Source organism: Rhizobium sp. RSm-3 (genome assembly GCF_001854685.1).
In the GTDB taxonomy this organism is placed as follows: Bacteria; Pseudomonadota; Alphaproteobacteria; order Rhizobiales; family Rhizobiaceae; genus Rhizobium; species Rhizobium ecuadorense.
The window spans coordinates 33,677-54,476 of record NZ_MAWZ01000059.1; the positions used below are offsets into that span (position 1 = coordinate 33,677).

The 20,800-nt window shown below is 62.9% G+C and carries 20 protein-coding genes; 7 read left to right on the top strand and 13 right to left on the bottom strand.

Annotated elements, in window-relative coordinates:
- Positions 1-125: 125 nt before the first annotated feature.
- A complete protein-coding gene (locus tag BBJ66_RS30380) occupies positions 126-587 on the bottom strand; it encodes a cupin domain-containing protein (RefSeq protein WP_071092780.1) in 462 nt (153 codons plus the stop codon).
- Between BBJ66_RS30380 and BBJ66_RS30385 the strand changes: the two genes are divergently transcribed.
- On the top strand, positions 572-1,630 hold the full coding sequence (locus BBJ66_RS30385) for a LysR family transcriptional regulator (protein ID WP_244511769.1): 1,059 nt from the start codon (positions 572-574) through the stop codon (positions 1,628-1,630). The genes BBJ66_RS30380 and BBJ66_RS30385 overlap by 16 nt on opposite strands.
- Before the next feature lie 24 nt (positions 1,631-1,654).
- Here BBJ66_RS30385 and BBJ66_RS30390 read toward each other — a convergent pair whose 3' ends face one another.
- The 3 genes from BBJ66_RS30390 to BBJ66_RS30400 are packed head-to-tail and all read right to left on the bottom strand — an operon-like array spanning position 1,655 to position 4,788.
- Positions 1,655-2,848 (bottom strand): thiolase family protein, encoded by a 1,194-nt coding sequence (locus BBJ66_RS30390; RefSeq protein WP_071092783.1) that lies wholly within the window; start codon positions 2,846-2,848, stop codon positions 1,655-1,657.
- Positions 2,826-4,349 carry a class I adenylate-forming enzyme family protein gene (locus BBJ66_RS30395; RefSeq protein ID WP_071092786.1) on the bottom strand — a complete coding sequence of 508 codons (1,524 nt, stop codon included), beginning with the start codon at positions 4,347-4,349 and terminating at the stop codon, positions 2,826-2,828. Before BBJ66_RS30395 ends, BBJ66_RS30390 begins: the two co-directional genes overlap by 23 nt.
- Before the next feature lie 28 nt (positions 4,350-4,377).
- A complete protein-coding gene (locus BBJ66_RS30400) occupies positions 4,378-4,788 on the bottom strand; it encodes an acyl-CoA thioesterase (protein WP_049730819.1) in 411 nt (136 codons plus the stop codon).
- Positions 4,789-4,841: 53 nt separating this feature from the next.
- Here BBJ66_RS30400 and BBJ66_RS30405 point away from each other — a divergent pair, with 53 nt between their 5' ends.
- Complete coding sequence (locus BBJ66_RS30405; protein ID WP_071092788.1) at positions 4,842-5,810, top strand: zinc-dependent alcohol dehydrogenase family protein; 969 nt, start codon at positions 4,842-4,844, stop codon at positions 5,808-5,810.
- 21 nt (positions 5,811-5,831) lie between these two features.
- Here BBJ66_RS30405 and BBJ66_RS30410 read toward each other — a convergent pair whose 3' ends face one another.
- Entirely contained in the window at positions 5,832-6,212 is a 381-nt protein-coding gene (locus tag BBJ66_RS30410) for a winged helix-turn-helix transcriptional regulator (RefSeq protein ID WP_082336727.1), read from the bottom strand.
- Positions 6,213-6,331: 119 nt separating this feature from the next.
- Here BBJ66_RS30410 and BBJ66_RS30415 point away from each other — a divergent pair, with 119 nt between their 5' ends.
- Positions 6,332-6,793 (top strand): nuclear transport factor 2 family protein, encoded by a 462-nt coding sequence (locus BBJ66_RS30415; protein ID WP_071092790.1) that lies wholly within the window; start codon positions 6,332-6,334, stop codon positions 6,791-6,793.
- Between the two features lie 30 nt (positions 6,794-6,823).
- Here the strand turns inward: BBJ66_RS30415 and BBJ66_RS30420 are convergent, their stop codons facing one another.
- The 4 genes from BBJ66_RS30420 to BBJ66_RS30435 all read right to left on the bottom strand — a co-directional run bounded on the left by BBJ66_RS30420 (position 6,824) and on the right by BBJ66_RS30435 (position 11,122).
- The gene (locus BBJ66_RS30420; protein ID WP_071092792.1) at positions 6,824-7,312 is read right to left on the bottom strand and encodes a response regulator; all 489 of its coding nucleotides are present in this window, start codon (positions 7,310-7,312) and stop codon (positions 6,824-6,826) included.
- Positions 7,313-7,380: 68 nt separating this feature from the next.
- Complete coding sequence (locus BBJ66_RS30425; protein WP_071092794.1) at positions 7,381-9,333, bottom strand: sensor histidine kinase; 1,953 nt, start codon at positions 9,331-9,333, stop codon at positions 7,381-7,383.
- The gene (locus BBJ66_RS30430; protein ID WP_071092796.1) at positions 9,330-9,992 is read right to left on the bottom strand and encodes a response regulator; all 663 of its coding nucleotides are present in this window, start codon (positions 9,990-9,992) and stop codon (positions 9,330-9,332) included. The genes BBJ66_RS30425 and BBJ66_RS30430 overlap by 4 nt, the downstream gene beginning before the upstream one ends.
- A complete protein-coding gene (locus BBJ66_RS30435) occupies positions 9,989-11,122 on the bottom strand; it encodes a sensor histidine kinase (protein WP_244511771.1) in 1,134 nt (377 codons plus the stop codon). Before BBJ66_RS30435 ends, BBJ66_RS30430 begins: the two co-directional genes overlap by 4 nt.
- 197 nt (positions 11,123-11,319) lie before the next feature.
- On the opposite strand from BBJ66_RS30435, the gene BBJ66_RS30440 reads away from it, so the two are divergent.
- On the top strand, positions 11,320-11,775 hold the full coding sequence (locus BBJ66_RS30440) for an SgcJ/EcaC family oxidoreductase (RefSeq protein ID WP_071092800.1): 456 nt from the start codon (positions 11,320-11,322) through the stop codon (positions 11,773-11,775).
- Positions 11,776-12,029: 254 nt separating this feature from the next.
- Here the strand turns inward: BBJ66_RS30440 and katG are convergent, their stop codons facing one another.
- Positions 12,030-14,216: a catalase/peroxidase HPI gene (gene katG / locus BBJ66_RS30445; RefSeq protein WP_071092802.1), complete on the bottom strand. Its 2,187-nt coding sequence runs from the start codon at positions 14,214-14,216 to the stop codon at positions 12,030-12,032.
- A 141-nt stretch (positions 14,217-14,357) separates the two neighbouring features.
- Here katG and BBJ66_RS30450 point away from each other — a divergent pair, with 141 nt between their 5' ends.
- The gene (locus tag BBJ66_RS30450) at positions 14,358-15,278 is read left to right on the top strand and encodes a hydrogen peroxide-inducible genes activator (RefSeq protein ID WP_049730810.1); all 921 of its coding nucleotides are present in this window, start codon (positions 14,358-14,360) and stop codon (positions 15,276-15,278) included.
- A 168-nt stretch (positions 15,279-15,446) separates the two neighbouring features.
- Here the strand turns inward: BBJ66_RS30450 and BBJ66_RS30455 are convergent, their stop codons facing one another.
- The 3 genes from BBJ66_RS30455 to panC form a co-directional block, all read right to left on the bottom strand.
- Positions 15,447-16,850: a pilus assembly protein TadG-related protein gene (locus BBJ66_RS30455; protein ID WP_210293456.1), complete on the bottom strand. Its 1,404-nt coding sequence runs from the start codon at positions 16,848-16,850 to the stop codon at positions 15,447-15,449.
- 306 nt (positions 16,851-17,156) lie between these two features.
- A complete protein-coding gene (panB, locus tag BBJ66_RS30460; protein WP_049730808.1) occupies positions 17,157-17,978 on the bottom strand; it encodes a 3-methyl-2-oxobutanoate hydroxymethyltransferase in 822 nt (273 codons plus the stop codon).
- Positions 17,975-18,877 (bottom strand): pantoate--beta-alanine ligase, encoded by a 903-nt coding sequence (gene panC, locus BBJ66_RS30465; protein ID WP_049730807.1) that lies wholly within the window; start codon positions 18,875-18,877, stop codon positions 17,975-17,977. The genes panB and panC overlap by 4 nt, the downstream gene beginning before the upstream one ends.
- Before the next feature lie 276 nt (positions 18,878-19,153).
- Here panC and BBJ66_RS30470 point away from each other — a divergent pair, with 276 nt between their 5' ends.
- Positions 19,154-19,627, top strand: coding sequence for a ProQ/FINO family protein (locus BBJ66_RS30470; RefSeq protein WP_049730806.1), 474 nt, complete (start codon positions 19,154-19,156; stop codon positions 19,625-19,627).
- A gap of 178 nt (positions 19,628-19,805) precedes the next feature.
- On the top strand, positions 19,806-20,792 hold the full coding sequence (locus tag BBJ66_RS30475) for a cytochrome-c peroxidase (protein ID WP_071092806.1): 987 nt from the start codon (positions 19,806-19,808) through the stop codon (positions 20,790-20,792).
- The last annotated feature ends 8 nt before the right edge of the window (positions 20,793-20,800 follow it).

Genomic DNA, 20,800 nt, shown 5'->3' on the forward strand with positions numbered 1-20,800 from the left:
GCTTCGCCCGGCCCGGTTCGAAACCTGTCTTGTGCCGGGCGTCTTCCTCACCGCCGATGCGGAGTGAAGTCGCGGCCATCAATCTCGATCAGGATGGACTGAGGTGCGGCCGCACGATGCCATCGTCAGTGCGACCGGTCGGACTCCCAGTTCGCCGGTCCACGAAATTCGATGCCGTAGCGTTCCGCCAGTTGCAGCAATCGATCCATGTGCTCTGGCAGCCGAGGAGCCTGTGCGGCCGCCTCGATGAAGAATTCCTCCATGCCGCCCGGCGTCAGGATGGTGAGGTTGCGTCCGGGAGACGTGCCGGTTACCCGAAAGGTATGCGGCACGCCGCGTGGCAGGAAGATCGATCTGCCTGGACCGACCGGAACGACCTCGTCATTCAACCAGAATTCGTAGTCGCCCTCGATCACATGGATCACTTCGTCCTCATTGTGATGAATGTGGACCGGCGGCCCGCCGCCTGCAGGAACTTTGCCTTCGAAGACCCCGAGAATGCCGCCACTTTCAAACCGGCCGACATTGATGGTGTAGGTCGTGTCCATCCAGGTTACAGTCCGTACAGTTCTTGCGGCGACGCTCATCGCAATTTCCTTCCAGGCTCATTTGGAATAGAGTTCCACGCTGCTCTTCATCATTATCGCCGACAGGATCCGCGCGGAAATCGAATGATCGTATAAGGGATATTGAGCCGGTGAATTTCTCCGCCCTCGACCTGAATCTGTTGCGTGTCTTCGACGCCATGATGGCAGAACTCTCGACGGTGCGAGCAGGCGAGCGGGTCGGCCTGTCGCAGCCGGCCGTGAGTTCGGCGCTCGGCAGATTGCGCGCCTTGCTGGACGACGAATTGTTCGTCAGGGAAGGCAATCAGATGATGCCGACGGCGCGCGCCCTCGAACTGCGCCAACCAATCAGACAGGCATTGGCCGGCATGGAAGAGGCATTGGCGGCGACCGCTACTTTCGATCCTGCCACGGCGACCCGATCCTTCATGTTGATCGGATCCGATTACTTTTCCACGTTATTGATGCCGCCGCTGGCTGCGCGTGTGGCGAAAGCGGCACCCTCCGTCACCTTGCAGATGGTCGATCATGCCTCATCCGAAGTCTTCGAGATGCTGCGCGATGGCCGAGCGGATATCGTCATCGACCGGTCACTCGACCCGCCCGAGTGGATTACGAGCCGCAAGCTGCTCCAATCATGGCTGGTATGCATTGCAAAGCAAGGACATCCCCTGCTCGCCAGCTGCGGCATTCGTCCAGGCGACGCTATACCGGCAGACGTCTTCTGCTCTCTTCCCCATGTTCTGCGCTCCGCGGATGGGAGCCGGACCGGTACGATCGATCCGGCCCTTGCGCGCTTGGGCCTTGTGCGTCGTGTCATGGTCACGGTGCCGCACTTCCAGGCGGTCGCTCTTGCCGTTGAATCGAGCGAAATGCTGGGAAGCATTCCGGTGCATTTCGCGCGCACCCTGATCGGTCGGCTGAAGCTCGATGTGTTCATGCCGCCGATGGAATCGCCGAAAATGGACGTGACCATGTATTGGCTTCGCCGCTTCGATGGTGATCCGGGAAGTGCGTGGCTCCGGGGCGAGATCGCGCAAGCGCTCGCAGCGCCGCCGGCGTGATATCCTACCGTCTCACCGGGATGATCAGGAAAGCCTGACCGCCTCGAACATGGCGGTCAGGCCGATGCCGCCGCCGATGCCGATCATCGCCAGGCCGGTCGCGCCGATCGCGTCCTCGCGAATCAACTGGCTGTATAGCCTTGTAACGAGGATCGCACCTGATGCCCCAAAGGGATGGCCCAGGGCAAGGGCGCCGCCGTTGCTGTTGATCGTGTCGGCGGGAATGTCGAGCTGATCCAGCGAGGCCAGAACCTGGGCGGCGAAGGCCTCGTTGAATTCGATGGCATCGATGCCGGCGAGCGAAAACCCGGGCTGGCGCTGCAGCAGCTTCCTGGTCGAGGCGACCGGGCCGATGCCGAGCAGGTTGGGATCGACACCGGCGGCGGCGCTGTCGATGAAGGCGAGGCCCTTGCCGATGCCGAGGCTTTTGGCCATGCCGCGGCTGATGACCAGCACCAGGCAGGCGCCGTCATTCAGCGGGCAGGCATTGCCTGCCGTCACCGAACCGTCGGCCAGGAAGACGGGCTTGAGGTTTGCCAGTGCTTCAATCGATGTCGTGGGGCGCGGGCATTCGTCGCGTTCCAGCAATCCGTGCCCGGTGGAGATTTCGACGATCTCCGGTCGGAAGAGACCGGCCTCAGCCGCCTTGACCGCGAGCCGGTGGCTGCGGAGCGCGAATTCATCCTGTCTCCGGCGCGTGATGCCAAATTGCCGGGCGACATTTTCGGCGGCAATGCCCATCTCGGGATCGCCGACCGCTTCAGGAGAAAATCGGGCGCGGCCGTAAAAGCGCGGCAGCGCCCCGTTGGCTTTCGGCCGTTCGACGCGCCACGGCGCGGTACTGACGCTCTCGACGCCGCCGGCAAGGAAGCAGGAACCGGCTTTCGCCTGGATCAGGCGGGCGGCCATGACGATCGCTTCGAGGCCGGAACCGCATTGCCGGTCGATGGCGACGCCGGGAACCGCCACCGGCAGGCCGGCGGTAAGGGCCGCCAATCGGCCGATATTGCCGCCGCCGCCGGCGGCATTGCCGACCAGCACGTCGTCTATGGCTTCCGGCGCAATGCCCGTCTCGGCAACGATCCGCCGGATGATCGGCGCAAGCAGGTCTTCGGCCGCAACCGTTGCAAGCGAGCCGAAGGCCCGGCCGATCGGCGTGCGGTAAGCGGCAACCACGACCGGCTGCCAATCCTCGTCAGGCTGATAGGCGTAGGACAAGACCGTCTCCCGAAATCACCGCGGCTTCCACCTGCCCCCTGGAAATCTTGCCGCTGCTCGTCATCGGCCAGGAGGCGATATGGTGGAATTGCCTGGGGATCTTGAACCTGGCGAGCTGTCGCGCGCAATGGTCGGCCAGCATTTTCGCGTCTTTTGCCTCTCCCGAGACGACCGCCACGATCCGCTGACCGTAATAGGCATCCGGCAGGCCGAAGACGACGGCCTCTTCGACGCCGGGGCAGGTTTTGAGCGCGCTTTCGACTTCGGCGGGATAGACGTTGTTGCCGCCCGATATCATCATGCCGCCTGCCCGGCCGATCACCCGCAACATGCCGTTTTCGTCGAGTTCGCCGAGATCGCCGACGGTCGCTCCCGCCTCGGTGACCCGAAACGCCTGGCCGTCGTCGCCCCAGAGATAGCCGTCGGCGATCAGGTCGCTCCTGACGAAGATGGTGCCCGGCGCATCGGTCCCGACATCGTTTTCATCAGGGCCGCGAACGGAAATCTCGACGCCGGGATAGGCCTGCCCCACCCGGTCGATCGGAAAATCGACCGCGCCGCCGACAAGGGTGGAGACGGTCATGAAACCGATTTCGGATGCGCCGTAATATTCGCGAATGCGCGCCCTCGGAAAAAGGCGGCGCATGGCTTCGACCCCGTTCAGGTCGAGCTTGGCGCCGGCGGTCAGGACATCGCGTAGGGAGGTCAGAGCCGGTTTGTCTGCCCACGCCCTGGCAATACCGGCAATATGGGTCGGCACGGCGACCAGACGTTCGATCTCTTCAGAGGCGAGAATGCGCGCGACGGCGGCAGGATCCCATTTCCTCACCGAATGGAAAGTGCCGCCGGCATCCAGGGCTTCGACCAAGGCGTAAAGCGCCAGTCCATGCGCCAGGGCGCCTGGGCAGAGGGTCGACGGCGCGTCTTCCAGTTCAAAAACGGTGCGTCCGCGATCGAGGCTGCGGCGCCACTGCTCGCGGGAGCGAAAATAGGCTTTCGGCTCGGCGGTGGTGCCCGAGGTAAAGCCGATCAGGAAGATGCCCTCGGCATCATCAGGCAGATCATTTTCCGCCGCGGCGAGATCGAAGGGCTCGGGGCCGGCGGTGACGATTGATATGCCGAGCCTGCGAGCAATTTCGGCGGTCGGCCCGGCATCGTCGTCGACAATGATCACGTCAGGTGCCAGCCGCTCGATGATGCGCTCGATTCTCTCAGGCGGCATCATCGGGTCGATCACCGCGCAGGCGTTCGGCAAGGCGGTGGCGGCGATAAAATATTCGGCAAAGCCGATATGGTTGCCGAGGCTGAGGGCGACAAGTTTTCCCACGCCGGGCAGATCGAGCGTGCGGCGGCTTAAGCGCGGCAATTCCTGGATAAAGCGGCAGATCGCCTTGGCGCGCACATAAAGCTCGCCGTAGCTCAAGGAGCGGCCGTCGATCACCACGGCCGGCTTATCAGGCCTTTCCGCTGCATGTCGAAGAAGCTGCGCATGGATCGGCATGGGCACTCGCTGGTTTGAAGATCGTCCGTCAGCCTAACGCCGCTCTGGTGGTCTCGGGGATCGGCGTCGGGCGGCTGTCGGAAAGGCCGACGCAGACCCAGACGAGCCCCGCCGAGGCGCAATGGGCGTCGTCGCGCTGGCGAAAGAGTTGGATCGCGAAGGCGAGACTCGTTCGCCCGATCTTTTCGACGACGACCTTTGCCTCGACGACGTCGTCGATGTCGATCGGGCTGTGAAAAGTGATCTCCGCCTTCTTCACGTGATAGGCAACACCCGAGGAGGTGTGGCGGAAGTGGCTCAAGATTTCCCGGTGCCGCAGGAACTCAACGACCGCATCCTCGCAATAATCGAGGTAAACCGAGTTATGGACATGGCCATAGACGTCGATGTCTCGCATCGAGACCCGGAAGGATGCTAAAGGCCTGTCGTCAACACTCATGCGATCACCGAAAATTGGTGGGCTGTTCTAACCGCTGTTGTCTGGGGGATGCAATGCAATATCAGGCGGTCGTGCGAAAATTCGGTCCGGCCCAGGAGGTCGTCGTGACCGAGCGGGCCGAACTGCCGGCGCTGCGGTCCGACCAGGTGCGCGTGCGGCTGCTCGCGCGGTCGATCAATCCCTCCGACATCATCACCATATCGGGTGCCTATGCCGGCCGCATGACCCTGCCCTTCATTCCCGGTTTCGAAGCCTGCGGCGTCGTTGAAGCCTGCGGTGAAGAGGTTTACGGGCTTGCGCCGGGCACCCGTGTACTGCCGGTCCGCAGCGCCGGCGGATGGCAGGAATTCAAGGATACCGATCCCAGCTGGTGCCTTCGCGTTCCGGAAACACTGTCCGATTTCGAGGCGGCGACGAGCTATGTCAACCCACTAACGGCCTGGCTGATGCTGCACAAGAAGATCGGGCTGAGGCCCGGCATGCGCATCGCCGTCAATGCGGCCGCCTCTTCGATCGGATCGATCCTGATCGGCCTGGCAAATGCCGTCGGCGTCGAACCGGTGGCGATCGTCCGCAGCGAGGGGTCGGTCGCTCGTCTCAGCGGCCGGCTCGAGGCCGTCATCGTCGACAGGGCGGACGGCGATCTGACAGCGGGGCTTGCCGGCCGGCATGGGCTGGACGCGGTGCTCGACTGCGTCGGCGGCACGCACGCCGGCCTCCTCGCCGCTGCGCTCAAATCCGGCGGCCATTTCGTCCATTACGGTCTGCTTTCCGGACAAAGCATCCAGCCTTCCTTCTGGGCCTCCCATCCCGACATCGTCTTTTCCTATTTCCACCTGCGCGAATGGGTTCATTCCGAAGCCATGGGGGATGTCCAGCGCGCCTATTGCGAAGTGGCGGCGCAGATCGCCCAGAAGGTCATCGCGACCGAGGTGCGTGAGGTCTTTCCCCTGGAAAAGATCGGTGAGGCGCTGCACTCCGCCCTTCCCTTCCGGGCGGGCGGCAAGGTGCTGCTCGCCTGACGGGCGCCCGCCCTCCTCGCCCTAGACAGTTTCGTGCCGCAGCCGTGCGCGGATAATTTCCGGGTGGTTCTGCTCGGCCCATCCGACCAGGGCTTTCATCGGGATGAGGAAGGATCGGCCCAGCTCCGTCAGCTCGTATTCCACGCGGGGCGGGACCTCCGGATAGACGGTGCGCCTGATATAGCCGTCCTGCTCGAGATGCCGCAGTGTCTTGGAGAGCATCTGTTTGGAAATGTCGCCGATCTCGCGCAGAAGCTCGTTGAAGCGCTTCTTGTCGGTTTCCAGCGCTTTGAGTGTCAGCAGGCTCCATTGATCGCCGATGCGATCAAGCACGCCTCTGATCGGGCATCCCGCCCCCGACCGATCGGTTTCTTCAGGCACGGCGTCCCTCCTTCCGGTCATCGCCGGCTGACCTTGCCACCAAAAACTGCCTTCTTGCCCGATATGCAGCGGTTTCATAGATCACGCCGCGTGGGCCTTTTTTAGACTGGATCGCCGATCCATACCAAAGGAGTTTGATGATGACATTCGGGAAATCGCTTTTCGCACTGGTCATTTTGGCCGGCATTGCCGCACCTTCAGGTGTGTTTGCCGGCTCGCGGGATGTGCAGGTCGAGGAGGCCAACCGCAAGCTGGTCGTTGAATTTTACGACCGGTTTTTCAACAAGCACGATATTGAGGCCGCCTCGATTGTCGCGGACGATTACCGGCAGCACAATCCCAGGGTCCCCGATGGGAAGAAGTCTTTCGTTTCCTTCTTCACGGGCTTTTTCAAGAACAACGCCCAGTCGAGGAACGAGATCATGCGCAGTTCCGCCGATGGCGATCTCGTCTGGCTGCATGTGCATTCGACCAACGGTGCCGGCGATCGCGGTCGGGCGATCGTCGATATTTTCCGCGTCGCGGACGGCAAGATCGTCGAGCACTGGGATGTGATCCAGCCTGTTCCGGAAGAGGCTGCCAACAAGAACACCATGTTCTGATCGACGTTCTGAATTCAATGGGGCCGGCTTTTAGCTGGCCCCATTCTCGGCGGAATCGGCCCACGGACGTTCCGATTTCGGCGTCGCCAGCCCGTGTTTGGCAAGCTCCAGCGTCAGGATGCGGGTTTCGAGCAGGTTGAAAATCCGCAGCACCGCTTCGATCGCATCGAAGGGTTTGGTCAGAAAATCCTTGGCGCCTAACGACAGCGCCCGCCTGCGCGTCGGCAGGGTCGCATCGGCGGTCAGAACCAGGATCGGCAGATAGCTGTTTTCGGGAATGAGCCTTGCGAAGGTTTCCAGCAGGGCGAAGCCGTCGAGATCCGGCATCATCAGGTCGAGAAGCACGAGATCGACCGAATGCTCGCGGAAGAGCCTCAGCGCCTCGCGCGGCTCGGTGGTGCTGATCAGCGCCTTGAAACCCTCGCGCTTGAGAATGCGCTCCAGCAGCGAAACATTGGCGGGCTCGTCATCGACGATCAGGATCGTCGAGGCTCGCACGATATCGGTGGAATCTGTCATGGACCAAACTACGTCGAAAACGATGCCGAGTTCATAGCAAGCGGTGCGGCCAAATCAAAGATGACGCCTCAGGGCGAGCTTTCGACGGCAAGGCCGCGCTCTTCCATCGCCACCGGCGCGCGCGGCAGATCGACATGGAAGGTGGCGCCGCCTTCCTCGTTGCTGAAGCCGAGCGTGCCGCCCATGGCGTCGATCAGATGTTTCGAGAGTGCAAGCCCGAGGCCCGTCCCCTCCTGGTTGATCCGCTCGGCCCCCAGCCGGTCGAACGGGGTGAACAGCCGGGCGGCGCGGTCGGCCGGGATGCCGGGGCCGGTATCGCTGACTTCGATCCGAATGCGATCTCCCATCGCGCGGTGGCTGACGGTCACCCTTCCCTGATGACGATTATATTTCACTGCGTTGGAGAGGAGGTTCAGGAACACCTGCAGCAGGCGCCGCCGGTCGGCGAGCACGAGCTGACCCGGTTCGGCCGGCGCGGTGACCTCGATCCGGATCTGCTGCTTGCCGCAGAGCGGCCTTGCCAGCGATACCGCTTCGTCTATCACCTCGGCGACGGGCTGCGGCTCGACCGTAAGATCCATGCGGCCGGCCTCGATTCTGGCCATATCGAGAACCTCGTCGATCAGGCTGAGCAGATGCCGGCCGGCTCTCAAAATCTGCGCGACGCTCTCCCTGGAATCGGCATCGGTCACGTCCATTTCCAGAAGCTGGGCAAAACCGAGAACGGCATTGAGCGGCGTGCGCAGCTCGTGGCTCATGCGCGACAGGAACTCGCTCTTGGCGTTGCTGGCGCGGATCGCATCCTCGCGGGCGGCAAGCAGAGCCTCCTCGAATTGCTTGCGCTCTGTAATGTCGCGGGTAATCTTGGAAAAGCCGCGCAGCCGGCCCGTGTCATCATGCAGCGCGGTGACGACGACGTGCGACCAGAAACGCGATCCGTCCTTGCGCAGGCGCCAGCCTTCCGCTTCCGTGCGCCCATTGCCGGCTGCCTTGGAAAGCTCTTCCGCGGGAAAGCTGTCCCTGCTGTCTTCGGGATAAAAGCGGGAAAAATGCTGGCCGACGATGTCCTCGGCGCCGTAGCCGGTGATCCGCTCGGCGCCCACATTCCAGCTCACCACCTGCCCATGCGGATCGAGCCCGAAGATGCCGTAATCGCTGACACCCTCGACCAGCTGGCGGAAGCGTTCCTCGCTCTCGGTCAGATCGGCCTCGCGCTTCTTTAAGAGGACGCTCGCATCTTCGAGCGCCTGTTCGAGGCTGCCGAGTTCATCGCGGAACGGATCGGCCACCGTGACGACCTCGCCTTGCGACAAGAGATGCGCCTGGGCTTTCAATGCGTGCACGCGGCGCACGATGCTTGCCGAAAACAGGAAGACGGCGACGAGCGCGCCGGCAAAACCGAGAAAGCCGGCTGATATCATCAGGCCGCGGGACAGGGAGCGAACCCGGTCGGCGGCCTGTGTCCTGGCGTGAAGGAGATCGGCCTCACGCCGGTTCATCGCGTCGATCTCCTGCCTCAGCACGTCGAGCACCTGCTTGCCCTCGATGAGCCTGGCGGCAAGATCCTCGCGTCCGCCGGCGCGCAGGATGTCGGCCTGTTTCAGCAGCTGCAGACGATCGACTTTGGCGTCGACCAGGGCGCGGATGCGTTCGAGGCGGCTTTTCTGCTCCTCATCCCGCAAGCGCCGGCCGACTTCGTCGAGCACCACGGGCAGCCTGTCTTCGGCCCGGTTGAAGGGATCGAGAAAATCGGGCCTGCCGGTCAGGAGATAACCCCGCATCGCCGTCGCCGCTTCGGCGATCAGCGCGTGGATCTCCTGAATGCCCGACTGGATCTCCAGCGTCACCCGCACCTGGTCCTCGGCGATCCGGCTTTGCCGGTCGGCGATGAAAACCGAGGCGAGAGCCGCCAAGAGCAGCGCCAGCGGCACCATGATGATGACGATGCCTTTCGCCCGCAGCGGAAGGTCGGCGAAGCGCAGCGCCCGCCGGCCCGCAGTTGCCGACATTGTCCCGGTCATGGCTGCTCTTCTCCTGATGTTGCGACGAGCCCGCCGCGCACGGCCATGACGGCGGCCTGCGTCCGGTCGCCGGCGCCGAGCTTGCCGATGATGCGTTCGACATGGATCTTGACGGTGCCGGGCGAAATCTTCAGCGCCCGCCCAATCTCCTTGTTGGTCAGGCCTCCGGCCACTTTCGTCAGCACCTCGCGCTCACGGACGGTCAGTGTTTCCAGGCCGCTATTGTTGGTCTGCGGCTTGGTGGCGGCGCGCTTCAAGAGCCTCGCGACCAGCGGGCCGTCGAAGAAGGCGTCGCCCGCGAGCACGCGGCGGATCGTGCGCAGAATGTCGTCGCGGCTGGCGTCCTTCAGCAGATAACCCGTGGCGCCGGCCTCGATCGCCGCTTCCAGATAATCGAGACTGTCATGCATGGTGATGATCATCACCCGCGTTTCCGGCGACACGCGGCGGATCTCCCTGGTGGCGGTCAGGCCGTCCATGCGCGGCATGCGGATGTCGAGCAATGCCAGATCCGGCTTGCGGGCAGCGCAGGCGTCCACCGCTTCCAAGCCGTCGCGCACATCGAAGGCGACATGGAAATCGTCCTGGCCGCCGATCATGGCAATCAGCCCCGCGCGGGCGATGTCATGATCGTCGGCAACGAGAATGGATGCGGTCATCCCGATATCGTCTCCTGCTGAAGGGGTGCGAAGGCGCGGACATAGGTGCCGCCTGAAGCTCCAGCGCCGATCTCGATGCGGCCGCCGAGCAGCGCCAGCCGCTCGCGCATGCCGACGATGCCGAGCCGCGCTCCCCGCTCCTGAATCCGGGGCGCTTCCCCGATGCCCTTTCCATCATCGATCACTTCGAGATGGGCTTCACCCGCGCTGTCCTCGAACAGGCGCACGATGAGCCGGCGCGCCTCGGCATGCTTGATCACATTGGTGATCGCTTCCTGCGCGACGCGGTAGAAGATGATCCCGGTCGATGCCGGCCAGCGGTCGGCGCCGGCATCGAGATCGGCGATCACCTCCATGCCGTCGATCGCATCAAGGCGGGTGCGCAGCGCCGCCGCGACGCCGAGATCATCGAGTTCGGGCGGGCGAAGATCGGCGATAGCAGCACGGAGATCGGCGACGGAATGGCGTGCGAGTGCGGCGAGCTGGTCGATCTCCGGCTTCAGCGCATGCGCCTCGCCGATGCGGGCGGCCAAATCCTGCAGGCGATAGCTGAGGCCGGCGGCGAGCTGCGCCGAGCCGTCATGCAGATCGAGCGCCACCCGCTGCCGCTCCTGCTCCTGCGCCTGGATCAGCTGTGCGACGAGGGCCGCGAGCTCGCTGCGCTGCCGCTGCAGATCGCCGAGCAGCGCCTGCTTCTCCGCCGCTTGCCGTTGGAGATTGCAGGCGTCGGCGAGCTGGCCCGCCACCACCTCCAAGGTTTGCCGGTCGTCGGCCTCGACGGCGCGCCCTCTCGACGGGCCGATGAGCGTCAGATGGAGAGCGGAACCATCCTGCGAGGCAAACAGGATGCCGTCGCTTTCCGGGCTCCTCGATTGCCCGACGGTCAGCTGCATGGGCGCCTCTCCCCGTAGGGACGGAAAGACGAGCCTCGCAAGCGATGCTCCGGCGAAATCGGCAAGCCGGGACAGAACCTCCGGGGCGGCCGTTTCGAATGTTTGTGCATCGAGCAGATCTCGCGCTTCGATGATGAAACGCAGCCGTGCCGCCCGCGCTTCCGCCGCCCGGTAAAGGGCTCTCATCTCCGCGACATCAGGCGAATGCGCCGTATCTGTGTTATGCTCCAGGCCCAAGGGGACTGCTCCTGAAATGAATGACGCGTTGAACGCGCCCGGCACGATAGTCATTCCGGTGGGAATGTCATCTATGCCGTTCGGCAGACCGGATCGGAGCCACCCGGCAGATGGGGCGGCAGCGCCGGCCGCTTAGATATTGGTCATGCGGTCGACCGAAGCGATATCCGCCGGAACCGCCAGATAGGAAGCCAAATATGCGTACCATCATTGCTGCCGCCCTTGTCGTCGGTTTCGTTCAGGTCCAGTCGGCTGCGGCGGCCGAAACGGCGGCTTGCGCGCCGGTGAGCGAAGAGCAGGTCGCCAAACTCTTCGACCGCTGGAACGCTTCGCTCGCAACGCTGAGCCCCCAGGAAGTCGCCAAGAATTACAGCGAAGACTCGGTGTTGCTGGCGACGCTCGCGAACAAGCCGCGCCTGACCCAGGAAGAGCGGATCGACTATTTCACGCACTTCCTGGAAAAGGAGCCCAAGGGCCACATCGACAGCCGTGACATCAAGCTCGGCTGCAACTGGGCCGTCGATACCGGCACCTACACCTTCACCCTGAAGGACGGCTCGAAGGTTCCCGCCCGCTATACCTACACCTACGAATTCAAGGACGGGAACTGGCTGATCACCTCGCACCACTCCTCGATGATGCCGGAGAAGTAAAGGTCCGACCGATCCGGCAGGAAGACCCCGTGTCCACCCCACACGGGGTCTTCCGCTGTCGACCGCGTATTCGTAATGCTCGGGCTCGGGCCAGTGCCTCAAGCGTCTGCAGGTGGCGCCCCGCTCTCCCTCATTCCTGTGCTCGTCACAGGAATGAGGGAGGAGAAGTAATGCCTTGGAAACGCAAGGCATTCCGATAGAGACGAAAATGCCCGGGCGCAGCCGAAGCTGCGCCCGGGCGAAATGCTGGCCGATCAGACGAGATCGAAGCGGTCGGCGTTCATGACCTTGGTCCAGGCGGCGACGAAGTCCTTGACGAACTTCTCCTTGGCGTCGGCCTGGCCGTAGACTTCGGCGAAGGCGCGCAGCTGCGAGTGCGAGCCGAAGATCAGGTCGACGCGGGTGCCGGTCCACTTGGCAGCACCCGTCTTGCGGTCGCGGCCTTCATAGACGCCGTCCTTGCCGGCGGCAGGAACCCACTGCGTGCCCATGTCGAGCAGGTTGACGAAGAAGTCGTTCGTCAGCGTTTCTGGACGTGAGGTGAAGACGCCGTGCTCGGGCGCACCTGCCTTCAGCACGCGCAGGCCGCCGACGAGAACGGTCATCTCGGGTCCGGTCAGCGTCAGCAGCTGGGCGCGGTCGACGAGCGCTTCCTCAGGCTTCATGAACTGCAGGCGCTTGCCGTTCACATAGTTGCGGAAGCCGTCGATCCGCGGCTCGAGCGCCGCGAAGGAATGCGCGTCGGTCTGTGCCTCGGAGGCGTCCGTGCGGCCCGGCGTGAACGGCACGCTGACGGTGTTGCCGCCTGATGCCGCTGCCTTTTCGACGCCGGCTGCGCCGGCAAGCACGATCAGGTCGGCGAGCGAGATCTTCTTGCCCCCGGTCTGGGCGTCGTTGAAGTCCTTCTGGAGACCTTCGAGAACGCCGAGCACCTTGGCGAGCTGGGCCGGCTGGTTGGCGTCCCAGTCCTTCTGCGGCGCAAGGCGGATGCGTGCGCCATTGGCGCCGCCGCGCTTGTCGGAGCCGCGGAAGGTCGAGGCGGAAGCCCAGGCTGTGGAGATCAGTTCCTGCACGCTAAGGCCGGTGGCGAGAACCTTGGCCTTCAGCTCGGCAATGTCCTTGTCGTCGACGAGGGGATGGTCGACGGCCGGGATCACGTCCTGCCAGATCAGGTCTTCGGCGGGAACTTCCGGGCCGAGGTAGCGCACCTTAGGGCCCATGTCGCGGTGGGTCAGCTTGAACCAGGCGCGGGCGAAAGCGTCGGCGAACTCAGTCGGATTTTCGAGGAAGCGGCGCGAGATCTTCTCGTAGACCGGGTCGAAACGCAGCGCCAGGTCACTCGTCAGCATGGTCGGCAGATGCTTCTTGCCGGCGTCGTAGGCATCCGGAATGGAGGCTTCGGCGTTCTTGGCCTGCCACTGCTTCGCGCCGGCCGGGCTCGTTGTCAGCTCCCATTCGAAGGCGAAGAGGTTTTCGAAGAAATAGTTGCTCCACTTGGTCGGCGTCTGCGACCAGGTGACTTCGAGGCCGGCGGTGATCGCGTCCTTGCCGACGCCGGTGCCGAACGAGCTCTTCCAGCCGAGGCCCTGGTCCTCGATCGCGCCGCCTTCCGGCTCGGCGCCGATCAGCGACGGATCGCCGGCGCCATGCGTCTTGCCGAAGGTGTGGCCGCCGGCGATCAGCGCCACGGTCTCTTCGTCGTTCATCGCCATGCGGGCGAAGGTTTCGCGGATATCGCGGGCCGAAGACAATGGATCGGAATTGCCGTTCGGACCTTCCGGGTTGACGTAGATGAGGCCCATCTGCACGGCGCCGAGCGGCTCTGCCAGTTCGCGTTCGCCGCTGTAGCGCTCGTCGCCGAGCCAGGTGCCCTCGGGACCCCAGTAGAGCTCTTCCGGCTCCCAGACGTCGGCGCGGCCGCCGGCAAAGCCGAAGGTCTTGAAGCCCATGGATTCCAAGGCGACGTTGCCGGTGAGGATCAGAAGGTCGGCCCAGGAGATGCGGTTGCCGTATTTCTGCTTGATCGGCCACAGCAGGCGGCGGGCCTTGTCGAGATTGGCGTTGTCAGGCCAGCTGTTGAGCGGCGCAAACCGCTGCTGGCCCTGGCCGGCGCCGCCGCGACCGTCGGTGATGCGGTAGGTGCCGGCGCTGTGCCAGGCCATGCGGATGAACAGGCCGCCGTAATGGCCGAAGTCCGCCGGCCACCAATCCTGCGAATCGGTCATCAGCGCGGTGAGATCCTGCTTCAGCGCGTCGAGATCGAGTTTCTTGAACTCCTCGGCATAGTCGAAGGCCTGGCCGAGCGGATCGGCGCGGCCGGAATTGTGATGAAGAATCTGCACGTTCAGCTGGTTCGGCCACCAGTCACGGTTCGTCCGTGCCGTCGGAGCCTTGTGATGTGCAACAGGACATTTGCCTGCGCTGTCAGTGGGGTTGTCCATGATTGTCTCCTTCATTGCTTGATCTGTCTGCCGTTCAAAAGTCGAGCCGAGTGGGCGTCCCGCTCTCCCTTGCTGTCTTCATATCGGAAGCATATGATAATTTTAAGTTGGATTTACTGATTGCTGCGATAAGCTGAACTTATGAAGAACCTGACCCTCAAACAGCTGCGTTATTTTGAAGCCCTGGCAAGGGATGGCCGCTTCCGGCGCGCGGCCGACGCCTGCGCGATTTCCCAGCCAGCGCTCTCCATGCAGATCAAAGAACTTGAGCAGGAGTTGGGCAGCGAGCTTTTCGAGCGCAGCGCGCGCGAGGTGAAGCTGACGGCCTTCGGCCAGACCTTCGCTCTCAGGGTCCGCGAGATCCTGCGCGCCGTGGACGAGCTGGGGGAATTGGCGCGCGCCTCGCGCGATTCCTTCCTGACGCGGCTGCGCATCGGCATCATCCCGACGATCGCCCCCTATCTGCTTCCGGTCATCATAAACGATCTGAACAAAAGTTTCGCCGGCATTCAGATCGAAGTGCGCGAGACGCAGACGGCAAAGCTGGTTCAGGAGCTGGCGCAAGGCCAGCTGGATACGGCGATCGTCGCGCTGCCGGTGTCGGAACCGTCGCTGACCGAGCTCGAACTCTTCAAGGAGGAGTTCGTGCTGGTGCGGCGGCCCGAAGACGAGGGCAAGCCGGTGCCCGAACGCGAGGCGCTGCGCGAAATGCGGTTGCTGCTGCTCGAAGAAGGCCACTGCTTCCGCGATCAGGCGCTGTCGTTCTGCAAGATCGGGCCGGCGCGCCCGCGCGAAGTGATGGAAGGCAGCTCGCTCTCCACCCTGGTCCAGATGGTCAGCGCAGGGATCGGCATCACCTTGATCCCGGAGATGGCGGTTCCGATCGAAACACGCTCGGCGCAGGTTTCGATCTCCCGCTTCCCGTCTCCGCAGCCGTCGCGAACGATCGGCATGGTCTGGCGCAATTCGACGCCGATGGCCAAGCAGCTACTGCAGGTTTCCGAGGCGGTTCGCCGCTCGGCGGAGGCGATGCGAGGGCAGTATGCTGGGGGTGATGGATGATGGGTTTTGTTTGTAACTAAGACCCCTCCCCAACCCCTCCCCACAAGGGGGAGGGACTTAATCTGCGGCCCAGGCGGAGACCAAAAGGCGAGGACTTGCACATTAGCCCCTCCCCTTGTGGGGAGGGGTTGGGGAGGGGGCTTGAGCCGCAAGCGTCAGCCTCCGCGATTACTGCGTGAGCCGCAAGGTATCCCCGCGAATGGCAGCGGCGATCGTCTCGTAGACGGTCTTGATGGTGGCCGGCGATGCGGTGAAAAAATGTGCGGAATTGGTGGCGCAGTTGCGAATGTTCACCACATCGGCATCGCTGCTATAAGACAGCGTATAGATTTCGATGCCGCTCTTCTTCATCGCCGAGCATGCGGCCTGCATCGCGGAGGTGGCCACCTTGTTGCAGGCTGACGATGGCGATTGAGAGCAGATCCAATCGAACTTGCCGCTTGGGTCATATTTCGTGTTCATCTCGCCGTCGGTCATGAACACCATGACTTTCTGCACGGAATCGGATGCGACCGCCGGCGAGGACTTGTCTCCCCACACGCCCTTCCATTTCGGCGACAAGGTGTACCATCCCGCGACCACGCCGGCGTCCAGGCGGGTGGAGCCTTCGGATGTCAGCTGGGTCACGACGTTTTTCAGATAGGTGAAGTCGCCGGTCAGCGGCGTGATCGGCGGCGGACAGAAACTGGTTCCCGATTTGGGATTGGCGTCCATGGCGACGAAGGCGGCTGTGCTCGGCGGCGCATCGCTCATGCCGTCAGTACCGATCGCGCCGGCATCCTTGACATCGACATCAGCGCGGGGCTCGATGCAACCCATCCAGTAGTAATTTGTGGACGTGGACATAACCGGCGTAACGCCGTCGATCCAATAACCGAGCTTATAGCTGGAGGAAGTGTAGACGGATTTCGGATCGGTCCAGCGTTTGGGAACCGCCGCTGCTCCATTATACGATTGAAGCCAGGCCGTATTTCCCATGCCGATGTTGACGCGGCTGGAAAAAGGCACGACCGAGATTTTGGTTTTGTCGACGAGCGCGGCGTTGGATGAGAAGGCCTGCAGAAAGCCGGCGACCGCGGTTTGCATCGGTGCGAAGCGGTTCTCCTCGATCATCGAACTCGACACGTCGAGAACCAGCGCGATCTCCAATTGCTTCACCCCCGGCAAGGCTGCGCAGGACCTGATACTGATCGGAACGGACTGGATATTGGCCACTTGCATGAAGGTGGTGGGGACGGCGTCCGCGACGTCGAGGCATAGTTCCGCTTCATCGCTCGACACTTCCGGTTTGCCGGCAACGGCTGTCTTGGGCGCTCCATTCGCCGACAGGAAGGCGTTGACCGTGTTCGAGATGTTCGCCTCCGGCATCCCATGCTTATATTTCGATGCCGCCGCGAGCACCGCGGAATCCGCGGCCGACTGCAAATCTATTCGATCGTTGTAAGCTCTGATGAAATCGATGGAGGCGCCGACCGCGAGAAGCAGAGGCACCGCGACCAAAATGAAGATGATTGCGACGGCTCCGTCGCGATTGTCGGTCAGGCGGGAAAGGGAAAAGAAACGGCGTGTCATATGGATCGGCTCAAAATATCTTTGGTGTTCTCATGTCCTCCCGAGGCAGGGCTACGGCGGCACCGTTAACGACCAGGAAATGCCGGGCCGTGTGGGAACGATAGGGGGAATTTTCTGGCGCGAATCGTATAGACCGCTCTAATTCTGGATATCTTTGCGCTGATCGACGCGCATCATCGCCTTCGCCGGGAAGGCTTCGAGTGGGTGGCGTCACCCCGCCGGGCTCTCAAAACGAGCATCGGACCCGCTCTGTGGCGCGTATAGATCGACGCGCCGGCCGCATGCATCCGGGCCCAGCCCCTCGCCTTACGGGCGCCGCTTGAACGTATGCTCGGCTGCCGGAAATTTTCGCGACCGGACTTCGTCGGCATAGGCTGCGGCAGCCGCTGCGATCCTCTTGCCGAGCTCGTCGTAACGCTTGACGAAACGCGGGGTGAAATCGTTGAAGAGCCCCAGAATGTCGTCCGACACCAGAACCTGGCCGTCGCAGGCCGAAGAGGCGCCGATACCGATGGTCGGTATGTGCATGGCTGAAGTCACCTCCCGGGCAAGCGGCTCCACTGTGCCTTCGATGACGGCCGCAAAGGCGCCCGAGCCGCCGATGGCATGCGCGTCGCGCCGGATCTTCGACGTCTCGTGTTCCGAGTGGCCGACGGAACGATAGCCTCCGGCGGTATGAACCTGCTGCGGCATCAGGCCGATATGCCCCATGACCGGGACGCCTCGCTTCGTCAGAAAGGCGATGGTCTCGGCCATCTCCTCGCCGCCCTCCAGCTTGACGGCATCGCAGCCGGTTTCCTGCAGGATGCGGACGGCATTGCGGAAGGCAATCTCTTTCGATTCCTGATAACTGCCGAATGGCATGTCGACGACGACGCAGGCCTTGGAGACACCGCGCATGACAGCCTTGCCATGGGCGATCATCATGTCGAGCGTGACGCCGATGGTGGTCTCCATGCCGTAGAGTACCATGCCGAGCGAATCCCCGACCAGCAGCAGGTCGCAATGCTCATCGAGCAAGCGCGCCATCGGCGTCGTATAGGCGGTCAGGCAGACGATCGGCTTGCCACCCTTCATGGCGCAGATGCGCGTCGGCGTCAGGCGTTTTTGAAATCCGGTGGCGCTCATTTCGTCACTCCCTTTCCCGGCTTGCCCTTCCCGCCGATAACCCCGGCAATCCGGTTGTTGCGGACCACTCGGTTGTCGAGCAGCCGCGTCGAGCCGAACCGAACGAAAAGCGCCACGACGACAGGGTCATCGATCGAGCTGACCGGCTCAAGCGTCGAAGCGTCTCTGACGGCGACGACTTCAGGTTTTGCCAGAGGTTCGCGACCGAGGAATTCCGTGAGCTTTACTTCCAATTTCTTGGCATCCGTCAGGCCGTCGGCAACCAGGCGCTCGGCCTCGTCGAGGGTCCGCGGGACGATGGCTGCGGCACGCCGCTCCTCAGCATTGAGATAGACATTGCGCGACGACAATGCGAGGCCGTCACCGTCCCTGACCGTCGGCACCGATATCACCCGCACCGGCACAGCCAGATCATCCACCATGCGTTTGATGATGACGACCTGCTGGTAGTCCTTCTCGCCGAAATAGGCGGTCTGCGGCTGCACGATGTTGAAAAGCTTGTTGACGACGGTGGCGACACCGGCAAAGTGTCCGGGCCGAACCGCCCCTTCGAGCTCGTGCCCGAGATCGGGAACGTCGACCACGGTCAGCATCGGCCGGGGATACATATCCTCGACGCCGGGCGAAAAAAGGAAATTGACTCCGGCCTGCTTCAGCATGGCTGCGTCGCGTTCCAGATCGCGCGGATATTTGCTCAGGTCTTCGGCCGGGCCGAACTGCAGCGGATTGACGAAAATCGAGACCACGACGATGTCGTTCTCGGCGCGGGCGCGCGTGACGAGTTCCATATGGCCGGCATGAAGATATCCCATCGTCGGCACGAGGCCGACGGTGCGCCCCTGGCGCTTGAGCGCATCGAGCGTGTGGCGCAGCTCGTCAATGCTCGAGAAAACCCGCATATATCCTCCCCGCGGCCGGTCACTCCATCTTGGGCGCGGATAAGGACTGTAATCGATGCTGGAGGTCAATGCATATTCTGCGATAAAAACGATTAGATGGAGCGGCATGCCGAAGGCCGGGTGATATCAGCCCGGGAAAACGGCATTTCGCCACGGAGTTCCCGCACCGCTTGCGAGCGGCTTGCAGCCGGACCGCCGATGTGCGACTTCCATTGCTCGCCCTGTCCGTCAAGATACCATCACAGTCGGTCGCTATGGACGTTACATGGAGGACGCATGGACAAGCCCTGGAAGATCAGCCGCGGACCGATTGCGGCAACCGAGCTCGACGTGGAGAAGGCAACCGCGATCAACATGCTGTTGATCCGGCCGGTCGCCGTGCTCCCGGCCAAAGCGGGAGATCCGATCCTTCCCTTTGCCGTCGGCCTTTTCAGCGAACTCCGTCCGCTCCTGAAGCCTGACGCCGGCGTGACGACGCTGCGGCGGGCGACCGCCGCCTATGTCCACTGCCGGCGCTACTATTTCGCCAGCGCCCAGCCCGATTCCATGCGCCATGACCTTGCCGGCGAACCCGTCGAACCGCTGTCGCCCGAAGACCGGCTCGTCGCGCAAAAGCGCTTCTTGAGTCTGAAGCAGAGCACCGGCAAGGCTGAAGTGCTCGAGCAGCCCGCACCGGCTCCCCCACCCCTGCTGAGCAAAAGCGAACAGATCCGCGCGGCCCTTCTCGGTAAAAGGAACGCCGTCAGCTAGATTCGCATAGTGCTGGATCGAGGAATAGAGCGCCGCTTGTTCGGCGGTCTGTAAACGATCGCCATGTCGACTCATCAAAACCTTCGTGTAGTCCTCAGGTATATTTTGCTTTACAGAGCATTAATGCAATTGCGCTAATTTTAGCACCAACCAGAACCGGTTTGGACTTGCTAGAACGATGCGTTTCCTGATTGCAGCTTCCCTCTTCGCATTGGCCGCGGTCCAGCCCGGCGCGGCCGCCGACCTTTCCGCCTATAAACGGCCGCTGACGGTTCCTTTCCAGGGAGTGACGGCCTATTCCCCGCAATTGGCGACGCTCGGCAAGATGCTGTTCTTCGACCCCCGGCTTTCCGGCAACAAGAACATGACCTGCGCCAGCTGTCATAACCCGTCCTTCGGCTTCGAGACGCCCGTGAAGACGCCGATCGGCGCGGCCAATACCGCGCTCGGGCGCCAGGCGCCGACGGTTCTGAACGTTGCCTGGGTCACGCCCTTCTTCTGGGACGGCCGCGCGCCGAACCTGGAGGAGCAGGCGGCAGGCCCGATCACCGCTGCCGCCGAGATGAACGGCAAGCTCGACGATGCCGTGAGCGAAATGCAGGACATACCCGATTACAAGAAGTGGTTCGGCGAGGTCTTCCCCGACAAGGGCATCAGCAAGGAGACGCTGCTGACGGCGATCGCCACCTATGAGCGGACGGTGGTTTCCAACTGGTCGCCCTTCGACCGCTGGGTGGATGGCGACGAGAAAGCGGTCTCCGACAGCGCCAAGCGCGGCTTCGAGCTGTTCACCGGCACGGCCGGCTGTTCCGCCTGCCATTCGGGCTGGAATTTCACCGACAACAAGTTCCATGACATCGGCCTGCCGAGTGATGATATCGGCCGCTACAAGATCGACGCGAGCAGCCCTGGGAATAAATACGCCTTCAAGACACCTGGCCTGCGCAACACGCTCTACCGCGGTCCCTATATGCACGACGGCAGCCTGAAGAGCATGGACGAGGTGATCGTCCATTACGAAAGCGGCGGCGTCAGTCGCCCGTCGCTCGATCCTGACATGTCGCCCTTCCTGCTGACGGAAGAGGAGACCAAGGATCTGATCGCCTTTCTGGGAACGTTGACCGCCGAAAAGCAAGACATCCCCTTGCCGACGCTGCCGAACTGAGGTGCAGG

Excerpts from the sequence above, each read along its gene's own strand:
- BBJ66_RS30380 (WP_071092780.1), bottom strand. The coding sequence starts at position 587 with ATGAGCGTCGCCGCAAGAACTGTACGGACTGTAACCTGGATGGACACG.
- BBJ66_RS30395 (WP_071092786.1), bottom strand. The coding sequence starts at position 4,349 with ATGCCGATCCATGCGCAGCTTCTTCGACATGCAGCGGAAAGGCCTGAT.
- BBJ66_RS30400 (WP_049730819.1), bottom strand. The coding sequence starts at position 4,788 with ATGAGTGTTGACGACAGGCCTTTAGCATCCTTCCGGGTCTCGATGCGA.
- BBJ66_RS30405 (WP_071092788.1), top strand. The coding sequence starts at position 4,842 with ATGCAATATCAGGCGGTCGTGCGAAAATTCGGTCCGGCCCAGGAGGTC.
- BBJ66_RS30410 (WP_082336727.1), bottom strand. The coding sequence starts at position 6,212 with ATGACCGGAAGGAGGGACGCCGTGCCTGAAGAAACCGATCGGTCGGGG.
- BBJ66_RS30415 (WP_071092790.1), top strand. The coding sequence starts at position 6,332 with ATGACATTCGGGAAATCGCTTTTCGCACTGGTCATTTTGGCCGGCATT.
- BBJ66_RS30420 (WP_071092792.1), bottom strand. The coding sequence starts at position 7,312 with ATGACAGATTCCACCGATATCGTGCGAGCCTCGACGATCCTGATCGTC.
- BBJ66_RS30425 (WP_071092794.1), bottom strand. The coding sequence starts at position 9,333 with ATGACCGGGACAATGTCGGCAACTGCGGGCCGGCGGGCGCTGCGCTTC.
- BBJ66_RS30430 (WP_071092796.1), bottom strand. The coding sequence starts at position 9,992 with ATGACCGCATCCATTCTCGTTGCCGACGATCATGACATCGCCCGCGCG.
- BBJ66_RS30440 (WP_071092800.1), top strand. The coding sequence starts at position 11,320 with ATGCGTACCATCATTGCTGCCGCCCTTGTCGTCGGTTTCGTTCAGGTC.
- katG (WP_071092802.1), bottom strand. The coding sequence starts at position 14,216 with ATGGACAACCCCACTGACAGCGCAGGCAAATGTCCTGTTGCACATCAC.
- BBJ66_RS30450 (WP_049730810.1), top strand. The coding sequence starts at position 14,358 with ATGAAGAACCTGACCCTCAAACAGCTGCGTTATTTTGAAGCCCTGGCA.
- BBJ66_RS30455 (WP_210293456.1), bottom strand. The coding sequence starts at position 16,850 with ATGACACGCCGTTTCTTTTCCCTTTCCCGCCTGACCGACAATCGCGAC.
- panB (WP_049730808.1), bottom strand. The coding sequence starts at position 17,978 with ATGAGCGCCACCGGATTTCAAAAACGCCTGACGCCGACGCGCATCTGC.
- panC (WP_049730807.1), bottom strand. The coding sequence starts at position 18,877 with ATGCGGGTTTTCTCGAGCATTGACGAGCTGCGCCACACGCTCGATGCG.
- BBJ66_RS30470 (WP_049730806.1), top strand. The coding sequence starts at position 19,154 with ATGGACAAGCCCTGGAAGATCAGCCGCGGACCGATTGCGGCAACCGAG.
- BBJ66_RS30475 (WP_071092806.1), top strand. The coding sequence starts at position 19,806 with ATGCGTTTCCTGATTGCAGCTTCCCTCTTCGCATTGGCCGCGGTCCAG.